The sequence below is a fragment of the Phycisphaerae bacterium genome, from assembly GCA_019636475.1.
GTDB lineage: Bacteria > Planctomycetota > Phycisphaerae > UBA1845 > UTPLA1 > JADJRI01.
This window is the reverse complement of the sequence record JAHBXN010000003.1, coordinates 62,887-75,976: the sequence shown is the minus strand read 5'-3', so window position 1 is coordinate 75,976 and position 13,090 is coordinate 62,887. Positions and strand designations below refer to the sequence as shown.

Sequence of the window (13,090 nt, the reverse complement as noted above, 5' to 3'; positions counted from 1 at the left end):
GGCCCTATCCGCTTCGTTTCAGCCGCACCGGGCGGAATGGCCTGTGGTGGATTCGGACCGCATCCTGAAACGCTTCATGTTGTGTATTGGTCGTTCGACAGCGATCGGAGTGCCAGAAACCACGCACTGCGGACGTTGTTGAAGTACCTTATTACTTTCGGACCTTGAATTCCGATGCATCGGCATAAGATGAGGTATGAAAACCGCCCTGCTCGACCTGCGCGACGTTGCGTTACGCAGTCTTCATCGCATGTATCGTGCGGAGGACGGTGTCTTCGCATTCCGCCTGCGCCGGGTCGACGGCCGCGACCGTCTCGAAGGCATAAGCCTCCGTTATACGGCCATGGCGCTGACGGGACTATGCGGCGAGGATTCCGCGATCTCACGAGATATCCTCCGCGGCGAATCCATCGACGACGCGTGCTCGCGCATGATCGAATTGTCACGGTCTACTGACAATTTCGGTGATGTCGCGGCGGTGGCATGGGCCGCCGCGAAGCTGAAACACGGGCATCTCACGACGGCTCTACGGTATCTACGCCAGCTTGAGCCAATCTCCGATCGACATCCCACCGTTGAGCGAGCCTGGGCGTTAACGGCGCTGTCGATCGGGCCAGACGGTATGTCGGATCCGACTCTGGCTCAGTTCCTGGCGCGGGGCCTGCTCGATTGCTTCAATCCCCGAAGCGGTGTGTTTTCGCATCAGTCTCCGAAATCCGGAAAATCGCGCCTGCGTTCGCATGTCGCCTGCTTCGCCGATCTGGTCTATCCGACGATCGCGCTGTGCGAATACGGCCTGCGCGCCGGCGACATGACTTCGCTTGCGGCGGCCCGGCGATGCGCCGACCAGATGTGCAATACGCAGGGCGAGAACGGGCAATGGTGGTGGCACTTCGACGCACGTACCGGCGGCGTCATCGAGGAGTATCCCGTTTATGCCGTGCATCAGGATGCAATGGCTCCGATGGCGCTGTTCGCTGCCGAGAAAGCCTTTGGAATTGGGTACCAAGACGCAATTCGTCGAGGGCTTGAATGGCTGGCCCACGCGCCGGAGATCGACGGCGCCCTGATCGACCGGCAGAGCGACGTGATCTGGCGAAAAGTGGCTCGACGCGAGCCGAACAAGCTCTCACGCGGCCTTAATGCAGCATTCAGCGCGGTTCATTGCGGGTGGAGGGCGCCCGGCTTGGATCGATTCTTCCGACCCGTTCGAATTGACCATGAAAGCCGGCCCTATCACATGGGCTGGATTTTGCACGCGTGGCCGACGGAACGAGTGGAGGAATTCTCATCGCGATGTCTGGGAGAATTCCATGAATCACACAACGACAACCTGGCTGACGCGTCATTTGTTTGATGTGCGAATCGACGCAGTGACGACGCAGCAAGTACTCAATGCGGTCGATGATGCGATCAAGCGGCGAACGCGCCTGCTTATCAGTGTCGTGAACGCGGCCAAGATGGTGAACATGGATCGCGACCCGGCCCTGCGCCGCGCCGTTCTCGGAGCCGACCTGATTCTTGCCGACGGCATGTCGATCGTGTGGGCCTGCCGGCTTTTTCGCTCGCCATTGCCGGAACGCGTCGCGGGAATCGACCTGATGCGCTGTATGCTTGAACGCTGCGATCGCAACGGCCATGCGGTTTACCTGCTAGGGGCGGAGGAAAACGTGCTGGCGGTCGCTCGTGAGCGCGTTGCCCAAGACTACCCCGGCGCGCGAATCGTCGGTTCACGGCATGGCTATTACCCGGCCACTGACGAAGCGCAAGTGGCGGAGAATATCCGAGATGTAAAACCGGACATCCTTTTCGTCGCCATGTCGTCGCCGCGAAAGGAAAGATTCATCGCAAAGTGGGCACACAGGATGGACGTGCCGGTTTACCACGGCGTCGGCGGCGCGTTTGACGTGTTAGCAGGCAAAGTGCGGCGCGCCCCGAAGGTCATCCAGCGCATGGGACTCGAATGGGCCTTCCGCGCGGCACAGGAACCACGAAGGTTGCTGAGCCGGTATCTCGATACGAATACCGTCTTCGCCGCAAAAGTTATGCAAGAAGCGTTGCAACGAAGTCGGCGCGTCCTCTTCGGCATTGATGCACCTGCAAAGGCAGCCATCCGGCCTCTGCGCGTTCGTCATCATTAGGTCGCCCGGTCTTCATCGGAGTTGAGAACCCGAGCGATCCACGGCGTGACGGACGACCGCGAGAAAAATAGAGCGTCAAGATGCAGCGAAGAAACGACAGGTTACAAGACGACATCGCCAACAGTACGGTCCGTGTCGTACTGTTGACCAGCAGCCTCGAACGCGGCGGCGCAGAGCGGCAGGTTGTCGAACTGGCCAACGCGCTGGACTCGTCGCAATACCACGTGCATGTCGTCTCGCTCTCGACCGAGAACCCGCTCGCGTCTGATCTGCGTGACGCGGCGTCACGCCTCGTCGTCGTTCCCAAGCAGCGAAGGTTCGACTTGCCACTTGTGTTCAAGATCGCGCGGCTCCTGCGGAAGCTTAAGGCCGACGTGGTGCACTCATTCATGTTTGATGCAGAAATCGTGGGCCGATTGTCTGGTCGCCTCGCTCGGGTACCGGCCGTAGTCTGTTCAAACCGCTGCCCGCATCATGGACGCGGCCGCTTCAAGCGATGGGTTTCGCGTGTCACCGAACCATGTTTTGACGTGATGATCGCGAACTCATGGGCCGGAATGGCATTCGAGCGTGATGAACAGGGTGTCGGTGCCAACAAGCTTTGCGTCGTGCCCAATGGCATTGACGTGAACCGATTCTTTCCCGGCAGACGGGAAGATATTCGTGCGGCGCTGGGAGTCGGGCCGGAAACAGTAGCCATCGGCATGTTCGCCCACTTTCGCGGCAACAAGGATCATGCGACTCTGATCAACGCGTTCGCCGGCCTGGCGCGCGGACCGCGACCCGTCCGACTGATTCTGGTTGGCGGTGCGGATGGAGCCGGCCCTGAATTCATTCACGGACAATGTCGCGCCCAAGTCGATCGCCTCGGCCTCACGGATCAGGTGTCGTTTCTCGGCGCGCGATCGGACGTGGCCGATCTCTATCATGCGATGGACGTCAAAGCCCTCAGCACGCTCTTTGAAGGCACTCCCAACGCCGTACTTGAGGCGATGGCATCGGGACTACCGGTCGTCGCGAGCGACGTATGTGACAATCGCCGAATCGTCCAGGACGGCGTAAATGGCTTCATCGTTCCGCCACGGGACTCGATCACACTCGCCGATCGGCTGAAACGACTCGTTGATGACGCCGATTTGCGCGCCCGACTTGGCGCATCTGCCCGCCAACGTGCGGAGAGGGAGTACTCCGTGTCGACACTGGCTCGCCGGACCGCGGCCGTTTACCTGAGCGTGCTCCCAGACAAATGTCCGTCACGAAACACACCCCGGCTTGCAGGCACGACCGGAGGCGACGCATGATGGCTGATCTGCGAACGCGCCTCCACGCAAAGGTTCTGATGCCGCTCGCCTATCGCATGATGCGCGATCGACGATTCGAACTGATCGATGCGCTGTTGGCGCGCGATGCATGGTCGCGCGAGGAGATCAGGACACACCAGGCGAAACAATTGGCTCGCCTATTCCGGATATGCCGCGATCACAACGGCTACTGGCAAACGAAGTTCGTCCGTCATGGAGTGAATCCAGACGGTTCCAATCCGCACGCGGAGCTTGCAAAATTACCGATTCTTACCAAGGACGAGGTTCGAGCGAACTGGCGTGCGATGCGATCGTCGCATCTGCCCGACTCTCACGTGGTCCTTGAGTCGTCGGGCGGTTCCACGGGGAAACAAGTCAATCTCTATCAGAGTCGGTACTATCGCACGATTCACGCGGCGAACGAATATCGATCGCGAGCATGGATGGGATTGCAGCCCGGCGAGCCCTACCTCTGCATTCAGGCGAACGGCGCTTACATTCGCGGCCAAAGACGGCTGCTGCGTACGGTTCGAACTGCAATGGAGCGAGGCTTCCTGATCGACGGCCTCCAGATCGACCCTTCGTTCGTTCGCGGCCTGCTACGCGAGGCGGCCGCTCGCCGTCCGGTACATGTTTTCGGCTATACAACGCCAATGGTCGCAATCGCCCGGATCGCTCGCGAGCTCAAACTGGACTGGAACAGCGTCCGGGCTGTGAGCACCACGGCCGAGCGTCTTTTCGACGCCGATCGTGCGATCCTCGAAGAGACGTACGGAGCGCCGGTTTTTGATCGGTACGGCAGCCGCGAAGTGAACTCCATCTCCATGCAGTGCACGGCCGGCTGTCATCATATTTTTGCTGATCTGAACGTGGTCGAGTTCTTGCCGATTGATGATGCCGAAGAGGATATGAATGCCGTCATCGTGACGCCGCTCGACAACGAGGCTATGCCGCTCTTCCGCTACCGAAGCGGAGACGAGGCCGCGCCGATCGACGGAGAATGCATATGCGGTCGGGCGCTGCCGCTCATGAGCGGATGCCGGGGGCGAATCGCCAACAACTTCGTCACCACCGACGGGCGACTGATCAACGGCGGATACTTCTCGCGATTCTTCCACGGCGATCCAAGCGTGCGGTCTTTTCAGTTTCATCAGACCGACGTACGCCACATCGATATCTACGTCGCTCTCGACGGACCTACAACTTCTGAACAACGAGAGCAGTTGGAACGCATACGGAAACAAATCGACCAGGACTATCCGAATCAGTTCGAGACAACCCTGCATCTGGTCGATCACATTCCCCCACGAAAGAGTGGTAAACACTTGTTCACAATTTCCGATGTCCTCCTGAATCAATAACGAAATGTTAGGCCGAGCATTGGCGCTTCGGATCGATAACGCGGTGCGTGAACTAGCATGAAGACGTGGCTCGAATCCATCCTGGCACAAGCGCTCGTCACGATCATCCTGACGGTGACGATGGCGGCGACCGCGCTCGGAAGCCGGGTGCGCGCGTGGTTCTGCAAGGCCGGGGCGCGAACGGTCGCGGACCGCGACGGCATTGATGTCGTCATGGCAGGTACATTCTACAACGGCGGATGGTTTCGATCCCATGTCATGCCCCTTGTTCACTGCAATCGCGTCAGGCGGATCTTGGTCGTTTGTGACCAACCGCTCGATGCGATTGACAAGGTCGTCTATCGAACCCCATCCCCGTTTCTGATGCGTGTGCTCGGCCGGACGCTCGCTCGATTCTTGATGCTGATGCGCGTTGCGCGGACCGCGCGGCCGCAACTTCTCATGGGCTACCACATTATGCCAAACGCCCTCATGTGCCTTGTGGCGGCGCGATGGTTCGGCGTTCTGGCGGCGTATCAGATGACCGGTGGACCTGTGCAGGTGATCGGCGGCGGAATTGGCAGCGAGAACACGCTCCTGCGGCGGCAGCGACGATTCTCTGCGTTCCGTGAGCGTCTGATGATTCGACTTGTACGGGCGTTCGATCTCGTCATTGTTCGCGGGCAATCGGCCGCGGAGTACATTAACTCGATCGGCGCGGGTGATCGTTGCCGAATCATTCCCGGAAGCATTGCCGACAGATTCGCCGAGCCGCACAACTCTCCTCGGCCTGTCGATGACGCGATTGATCTGATCGCCGTCGGACGGCTCGTCGATGTGAAGCGATATGACCGCCTGTTGAACATCGTCGCAAGGCTGCGGCATATCATTCCGGGCGTTCGCGTGGCGATTGTCGGGGACGGACCCGAAGAGTCGAAGCTTCGAGATCATGCGTCGCGGCTCGGTATTTCGCAACACATCGTCTTCATGGGGAAGCGAGACGATGTCGATCGACTCTTGCCTAGCGCTCGTGCCTTTATCATGACATCCGAAAACGAGGGACTCTCCATCGCCATGATGGAAGCCATGGCAGCCGGCCTGCCGGCGATCGTTCCCGCCGTCGGAGAACTTGGCGATCTCGTCCGGGATGGCGAGACCGGCATCATTATCAATCCGGAAGAAACTGATGCTACCGCAGAGAAAATCGCGTCGCTCCTGAATAATGCCGATCTCCTTAAGAAGCTCTCTCGCCGGGCTCCACAGACGGCCCTAGCCCATGCAAGCGTCCCGGCCGTGGCACGGAGATGGTGCGACTCCTTTGATTCGTTAGACGGATATGATCGCAGTGTCTGTGCGAATCCATCGCAACCTCGACGCAGTGCGCCGGCGGATGTACCCGTGGTTGCGCCCGAATCGACCCTGCGGCGCCTTACGCTGATCACCACCGTCGCGCTGGCGGTGCGTTTGCTCTTCTGCTTTGTGGCGGTCCCCTCGCTGAATCTCCGTACCGGTCCTTCTCAGCCGGATTTCTACTCCTCAACCGACGGCTACGTCCAGATCGCCAGGACGTTAATCGAGCACGGGAAATATGCATTCAGCGCCGACGCCCCGCCGACAACCTACCGCGCGCCGATGTTCCCTTTCGCGCTGGCCGCGGTTTACGCACTTCTGGGTGACATCGGCACGGCAGTTCTGTTGGTAAATTGTCTGGTGTCAGCACTAACTTGCGCGTTTGTGTTCCTGATTGCGAAGCGTTTCGTCGGTGAGCGCGCCGGCTTCATGCTGACCGTGCCGGCGATCTTCTTCCCATTGTCAATTTACTACTGCACGAGCGGCTTCTCTGATACGTTTTTTGCGTTTGCAGTCAGCCTGTACGCGCTCACATTGTTGCGACTTGTTCAGAGACCGACCGCCGCAAACGGTTTCCTGCACGGTCTTGCTTTCGCGTTCGCAGCATTGACAAAGGCCGTTATCCTTCCGATACCGTTTATCATCGGCGCATACCTGATCGTGCGGACGAAATTGAGAGGCGCGTCGGAAATGCGTCAATCATTGCGTGCCGGACTCATCAAGCACCTCGTCACGGCGATTTGCGTTGCGACGGCATTCATCTCGATCTGGACCGCGCGCAACCTTGTCGTCGCGAATCAGTTGATCCTGATCACGGGCGGCACTGGCTACAACGCGCTGATCGGAAACTTCATGATCGAGGAGTGGAGCGATTGTGACACGAGTCTTGCCTACGGACGCGCTCGCGCCATCGAATACGTCCGCAAAACACACGGAGCCGCGATTTACAATCACCAACTTCGCCCCACGAATTATCTGGACGTGCCAGCCGATATCGATCATCTCTACGGACGCGCAGCGCTTGACATGATGTTTGATTCACCGTTCCTCATGTTTCGAAAACTGGCAGTCAATTCCGTACGTTTTTGGTACTTCTCGTCAGGTGCACTCAAATCGGTCGCGAACGGCGTCGTCAATGGCGTCCTGTTGCTGTTTGGAATTATTGCGCTACCCGGCCTACATCGAAATCGAGGGTTGGAGACGGAAATATTCGGACTATTTGTCTTCGCCTTCGTGGTCCTCTATTCGATGATTATTGTCCATTCCTCACGGTTCTGTTTGCCGATGGTGATGTTGATTGCGCCTGCGGCTTCGATTGGTGCGGCTCGTCTGACGACGTGGCTTCGACCGGCCTCGCGCATCGGCGCGGCTGCTGCGTTTGGATAATTACCCGGCGGTCTCATCGACCCGCTCGCACCGGTTAGCGGCTCAATGCGGATGCGTTGAGATCGTTTTCAAAGATCTGCCTGTCGCCGACGAGTTGTTGATTGCAGGCAGCCCGGCGGCATAACTTTGGTTGGGGGCATGAGAGCGATATCCCGAAAAAACCTGTGGGAGCGCACGCCGCTGTCCGTGAAGCGCGGCATCGGATGGGTGATTAGCCATATCCCGCCGCAATGGCTTCTCGGCAGGCGGTTTCGTTCACACCTCGCCTTCGCGCAGGCCGTGGACCATTGGAGCGCGGATGAAACGCGCGCCGAGCAGTTGTATCGTCTACGCCGGATCCTGACGCTGGCATCGCAGAAATCACCATATTACAGGCGCGTTTTCAAAGCGATCGGATTCGACATTCGCGAACTGAAGTCTCCTGAGGACATCGCGGACCTGCCGCTCATCGACAAATCGACCATTCGTGCACACGGCCGCGAAATGATGACCACATTGCCTGGATCAGCCGGCGTGGATTTTGTCTCGACTGGCGGATCAAGTGGCCAGCCGCTGGGATTCCACATCGGTGCCGATCGATCCGCGGTTGAGTACGCCTATCTTGTCGCCGGCTGGCAGCGTGTCGGATACACACCCGAGAGCGTGCAGGCGGTCTTTCGCGGACAGGTCGTAAGCCCGGACGCAACGGGGCTTCGACATGAATATGACCCCATTCTTCGCCGTCACGCGTACAGTAACTTTCACATGAGCGACGCCGAGATCTGGCGATATCTCACGCACATCTCGACAATCGGGCCGTGCTTTCTGCATGTGTACCCTTCGTCCATTGCAGCGATCACGCGTTTCCTCGTGCAATCCGGACAGGAGGCTCCGCGCAACGTGCGCGGCATCCTCGCCGGTTCCGAAATGGTTCACGCCGCCGATCGCGACGCCACCGAACGCCTCTGGGGCGTGCGCTATTTCTCCTGGTATGGCCACAGTGAAAAACTTGTTCTCGCCGCGGAGTGCGAACACTCAAACGACTACCACGTTTGGCCGACGTACGGTCACTTTGAACTGCTTGACGAACACGGCCGACCGGTGACAACGCAGGGACAGGTAGGCGAAATCGTTGGAACCGGATTCATCAACACGGTCACGCCCTTTATTCGCTATCGCACCGGCGACTATGCAACCTATGTCGGAAACACGTGCAGTCACTGCGGCCGTCATATGCCGATCATCCGAGACATACAAGGTCATCGCACACAGGAGTTGCTCGTCGCGATCGACGGCTCATTGATCGCGTGGACGGCGATCAACATGCACGACGAAACCTTTAATGCAGTAAGGCAGTTTCAGTTTCGACAGCATACGCCGGGCTGCGCGACGCTCCGGGTCGTGCCGTGGACCAAACTTACGGACGTGCAACTGCATCGAATGCGACGCAATCTGGAGCGAAAGCTCGCGGGACGAATTCACTTTGATATCGAGCCCTGCGAAACGATCGAACTCACTCAGCGCGGCAAAAGCACATACGTCGATCAGCGGATCGACCTGGAGACGTATCTCAGCGGAAAAACCGAAACTCACACGGCTTGCGAAGTCAGGTAGGCAACGTGCGTTAGCGCTTTGGCACGGTACGGGAGCGGACAGGCATGAGGCAGATCGTTCAAAACTATCGCTCCGGCGCGCTCTACCTCGAGCATGTGCCGACGCCGCTTTGCCGGCCCGGAAGCGTCCTCGTCCGCACTGCATTTTCCCTGGTGTCAAGCGGAACCGAACGCATGAAGGTGGACCAGGCTCGTATGAATCTGATCGCCAAGGCCTGTTCGCGCCCGGACAAAGTCAGACAGGTCGTGGAGAGTATCCGCTCAACCGGACTGAGGGAAACCATTCAGAAGGTGCGGGAACGACTAGGTGCGCTGACGCCGCTCGGATACAGTCTTGCCGGTGTGGTTGAAGAGGTCGGAGCGGGTGTGGATAACCTGCGCATCGGCGATCGCGTAGCCTGCGCGGGCGAAGGCGTCGCGATGCACGCGGAATTCGTTTCGGTCCCCCGGAATCTCTGCGTTCGCATTGCTGACACGATTTCGATGCAGGATGCCGCGTTCTCCACCGTTGGCGCAATTGCGCTGAACGGAGTGCGCCAAGGGGGCGTCGGCCTCGGAGATTGCGTTGTCGTCATCGGACTGGGCCTCGTCGGACTGCTGGCGGTACAGGTGCTCAAGGCGGCGGGTTGCAAAGTAATCGGCATCGATGTCGATGCACAGAAGCTCGAACTTGCGCGGCAATGTGGCGCTGACATCGCAGTGGCACGTCAGGATGCTGGCGTGGAGGCGGTTGTACTCGAAGTCACCAACGGTGTCGGTGCGGACGCCGCCTACATCGCGGCCAGCACCCGCAGCGCCGATCCGCTGGATCTAGCTGGAAAGATCTTGCGCGATCGCGGGCGCGTCATCATCGTCGGAATGGTGCCGGTTCATGCCGATTGGCAGACCTACTACAGCAAAGAGCTTTCCGTTGTCATGTCACGGTCGTACGGACCGGGACGCCACGATCCCGCTTACGAACAGAAAGGCGTCGATTACCCGATCGGCTACGTTCGCTGGACCGAAGGTCGCAACATGGAGGAGTTTCTACGCCTCGTCGAATCCGGCGCGGTCAGTCCTTCCAGACTCGGCCCGAGCGTATTCAAGTTTGCCGATGCTCCCATCGCTTATCGCGAACTGCATGAATCGCCCGGCCGACACGCCGTGGGCATGCTTTTTGAATACTCCTCCAGCGCGCCGATCCAGCGGAAAATCACGCTCCCGAGAACCTATCTCAACGGCCAGCTCTCCGCCGGGCCGGTCGGCATTGGTCTCATCGGCGCAGGACATTTCGCAACCGCGACGCTGATCCCGGCATTGAAGAAGGCTCCGAACGCGCGCCTGATTTCCGTCTGTTCAGCAGGCGGACTGTCCGCAGCCAGTGTAGCCAGGCGACACGCATTCGAGAACTCTTCCACGGATTACCGCGCTCTGCTCACCGATCCTCAAATCGATGCAGTCGTCATCGCCACGCGTCACGACACCCACGCGCGATTCGTCTGTGAAGCCCTCGAAGCCGGCAAACATGTATTCGTCGAAAAACCGCTCGCCCTGTGCCATGACCAGCTTGAAGCGGTGATCGCCGCTCGTGCCGGATGCGCCAAGCTGGTCATGCCTGGATTCAATCGCCGATTCAGTCCGCTGTCGGCCGCCGTGAAGAACCACTTCGCGGGCCGAAACACGCCGCTGGAAATCGTCTGTCGCGTGAACGCGGGAAAGGTCGGCGGAGAATCATGGTACGAGGACCCCGAACAAGGCGGCTGGCGGATCATCAGCGAAGGTTGCCATTTCGTTGACCTTATTCAATACATCTGCGGATGTCAGCCGGTTCGCGTCTTTACTGAAATGATCGGTGGCAGAACGCCGGGCGCACAGAACGCGAACTGTTCCACCGTGATGCGCATGATGGACGGCTCAACCGCGTCGCTCGTTTATGTCGCGAACGGCGATCCGTCCATCGGCAAGGAACGCATCGAAGTCTTCGGGCAGAACAAGTCAGCCGTGATCGATAACTGGAAGACCGCGTACCTTGTAGCGGGCGGCAAGACGCGAAGAATTCGAGGCCGCGGCAAGGGCCACGTCGAAGAAATGGCTGCATTCTTCCATGCGATTCGCTCGGCCAGCGAAGTCGCACTGCCGTTTGAGGACGCCGTGTCAGCGACGGTGGCGACCTTCGCCATTTCGGAATCAATGGTGACGCAACAGCCGGTGACATGCCGTCGCCGCGAACAGATCGCTTGCGGGCCGAGAAATGAGGCCACACTGCTCGCGAACAGCATCGACCCGATTTGCGAGATCAGCCAAACCGGGCAGCCGGAGGATCGATCGCTAGGAAGGCCGTGAACTGCGGCCCCGCGGAGGTTAAATGAAACCGAACGACTCCATCAGGAAATGCAACGCGCTTCGCGATCGCTACTATCCCCGTGAGGAATGGCCGGGTCTGCGATATGAAGCCGCGGTCGCAGCCAGCGCGGACGATGGTGCGGTGCTGCTCGAAATCGGCTGCGGACGCGAGGGCCGGCGGCTGGCGCGCATGGCGCTGGGATTTGGTCTGGGAATCGGGATTGATATGGAAATCGCCGGGCAGCTCGACGAGCTTGGCCGATCGCGTCTGATCAAAGGTGATGCCCATCGCATCGCGCTACGCGATGCCTCAGTCGATGTCATCGCCATGGCCAATGTCGCGGAACATCTCGCCGATCCCGCGGAGGTGTTTCGCGAGTGCTCGCGAATCCTCAAGCCATCAGGTCGCTTGATCATCATGACCGTCAATCGGCTATTTCCTCCGATCGCAATCGCGCGGGCGCTGCCACATGTCCTTCGGCAAACGCTGAACCGTTTCGCGTCCGGGACAGTCGAACATGACACGTTTCCGGCGTACTACAGGGCGAATTCCGCAGGCGTGCTGGCGGAACTCGCGCTCGATGCAGGATTGGAGGTTGATGAGATCAAGTACATTACCCACCACCCCCACTATCTCATGTTTTCCACTGTCGCCTATCGACTTGGCGTTCTGCTTGAGCGCACCATTCGGCCGATTGAAGGTCTTCGGCACCTGATCCTTGCAGTATTCACCAGACCGCGGCTCGCCGCTCCTGTTGGACCGTCTCGACCGGAGTACGCGCGATGAACAAGCAGGACATGCGCACCGGCGATCAGGCAACTCCGCGCGGCACAGATGACACGTGTGCCGTGCGCCGTCATTTCTCGATTCAAAGCGCACAATGGAGCACGCGCTACAGCGGAACACCCAGGAGCATGGCTGATCTCGACTTGGCAATGCGGCGAGAATGCGTTCATCGGCTGCTCTGGCCGCTCTTGAACGCAGCCGAACAATCACTCCGAGTTCTCGACGTCGGCTGCGGCACAGGCGACGTGCTCGATGGCCTGCCGCGTGACTTGATGCGTGTGACCGGTGTCGATTTTGTCCCGGAAATGGTCGCCGTCGCCCGACGTACGCATCCATCAGACCGGTTCCTGGCGGCCGATGCCGCAGCGTTGCCGTTCACAGACGAATGTGCCGACGTTGTGACATCACTCGGCATGCTTGAGTATCTGCCCGATCCCACGGCCGCACTGGCTGCCGTCTTCCGGGTGCTGCGGCCGGGCGGCGCGTTCATTGTCTCATTTCCGAATCGCGGAAGCATCTTTCGAAAGCTGCTGTCACTGGAGCGCATGCTGGATACCTGGGTCCATCGCTTGCGGGCATCTTCGAACAATCCCGCGGTCAACGCGTTACGATCGTCGCGATATCCGCACCGCCGGTTCTCGAAAACGGAGGTAAGGCAGTTAATGACTTCCAACGGATTCGAGATCGACGCCATGCTGCTCCATACAGTCGGTCCGTGGGGTCGGCTCGGGCGCTTTCGACCGATGCTTCGCGCGTCAAGATTTGCATCGCACGTCCTCAGAAACAATCGAACCTTGTCACCCTGGTTGGCTGGAACGATCGTCGTGCGCGCAAAAAAAACTTGCGGTCGGCAATTGGGGAGGCGTTGATT

General features: G+C 59.3%; 9 protein-coding genes. All 9 read left to right on the top strand.

Annotated elements, in window-relative coordinates:
* Window positions 1–196: 196 nt before the first annotated feature.
* The 9 genes from KF841_05935 (at window position 197) to KF841_05895 (ending at window position 13,088) form a co-directional block, all read left to right on the top strand.
* On the top strand, window positions 197–1,357 hold the full coding sequence (locus KF841_05935; GenBank protein MBX3394888.1) for a hypothetical protein: 1,161 nt from the start codon (window positions 197–199) through the stop codon (window positions 1,355–1,357).
* Window positions 1,314–2,141, top strand: a complete 828-nt coding sequence (locus KF841_05930) for a WecB/TagA/CpsF family glycosyltransferase (GenBank protein MBX3394887.1) — start codon at window positions 1,314–1,316, stop codon at window positions 2,139–2,141. The genes KF841_05935 and KF841_05930 overlap by 44 nt, the downstream gene beginning before the upstream one ends.
* A gap of 80 nt (window positions 2,142–2,221) precedes the next feature.
* The gene (locus KF841_05925; GenBank protein MBX3394886.1) at window positions 2,222–3,442 is read left to right on the top strand and encodes a glycosyltransferase; all 1,221 of its coding nucleotides are present in this window, start codon (window positions 2,222–2,224) and stop codon (window positions 3,440–3,442) included.
* Window positions 3,439–4,803, top strand: a complete 1,365-nt coding sequence (locus KF841_05920) for a phenylacetate--CoA ligase family protein (protein ID MBX3394885.1) — start codon at window positions 3,439–3,441, stop codon at window positions 4,801–4,803. The genes KF841_05925 and KF841_05920 overlap by 4 nt, the downstream gene beginning before the upstream one ends.
* Window positions 4,804–4,860: 57 nt before the next feature.
* On the top strand, window positions 4,861–7,518 hold the full coding sequence (locus KF841_05915) for a glycosyltransferase (GenBank protein ID MBX3394884.1): 2,658 nt from the start codon (window positions 4,861–4,863) through the stop codon (window positions 7,516–7,518).
* A gap of 138 nt (window positions 7,519–7,656) precedes the next feature.
* Window positions 7,657–9,111: a phenylacetate--CoA ligase family protein gene (locus tag KF841_05910; protein MBX3394883.1), complete on the top strand. Its 1,455-nt coding sequence runs from the start codon at window positions 7,657–7,659 to the stop codon at window positions 9,109–9,111.
* Window positions 9,112–9,155: 44 nt separating this feature from the next.
* Window positions 9,156–11,432, top strand: a complete 2,277-nt coding sequence (locus KF841_05905) for a bi-domain-containing oxidoreductase (GenBank protein MBX3394882.1) — start codon at window positions 9,156–9,158, stop codon at window positions 11,430–11,432.
* A gap of 22 nt (window positions 11,433–11,454) precedes the next feature.
* Complete coding sequence (locus tag KF841_05900) at window positions 11,455–12,219, top strand: methyltransferase domain-containing protein (protein ID MBX3394881.1); 765 nt, start codon at window positions 11,455–11,457, stop codon at window positions 12,217–12,219.
* Entirely contained in the window at window positions 12,216–13,088 is an 873-nt protein-coding gene (locus tag KF841_05895) for a class I SAM-dependent methyltransferase (protein MBX3394880.1), read from the top strand. Before KF841_05900 ends, KF841_05895 begins: the two co-directional genes overlap by 4 nt.
* Window positions 13,089–13,090 lie beyond the last annotated feature (2 nt).

Bases quoted from the DNA above. Each gene is read 5' to 3' on its own strand.
- KF841_05935 (MBX3394888.1), top strand. From the start codon at position 197: ATGAAAACCGCCCTGCTCGACCTGCGCGACGTTGCGTTACGCAGTCTT.
- KF841_05930 (MBX3394887.1), top strand. From the start codon at position 1,314: ATGAATCACACAACGACAACCTGGCTGACGCGTCATTTGTTTGATGTG.
- KF841_05925 (MBX3394886.1), top strand. From the start codon at position 2,222: ATGCAGCGAAGAAACGACAGGTTACAAGACGACATCGCCAACAGTACG.
- KF841_05920 (MBX3394885.1), top strand. From the start codon at position 3,439: ATGATGGCTGATCTGCGAACGCGCCTCCACGCAAAGGTTCTGATGCCG.
- KF841_05915 (MBX3394884.1), top strand. From the start codon at position 4,861: ATGAAGACGTGGCTCGAATCCATCCTGGCACAAGCGCTCGTCACGATC.
- KF841_05910 (MBX3394883.1), top strand. From the start codon at position 7,657: ATGAGAGCGATATCCCGAAAAAACCTGTGGGAGCGCACGCCGCTGTCC.
- KF841_05905 (MBX3394882.1), top strand. From the start codon at position 9,156: ATGAGGCAGATCGTTCAAAACTATCGCTCCGGCGCGCTCTACCTCGAG.
- KF841_05900 (MBX3394881.1), top strand. From the start codon at position 11,455: ATGAAACCGAACGACTCCATCAGGAAATGCAACGCGCTTCGCGATCGC.
- KF841_05895 (MBX3394880.1), top strand. From the start codon at position 12,216: ATGAACAAGCAGGACATGCGCACCGGCGATCAGGCAACTCCGCGCGGC.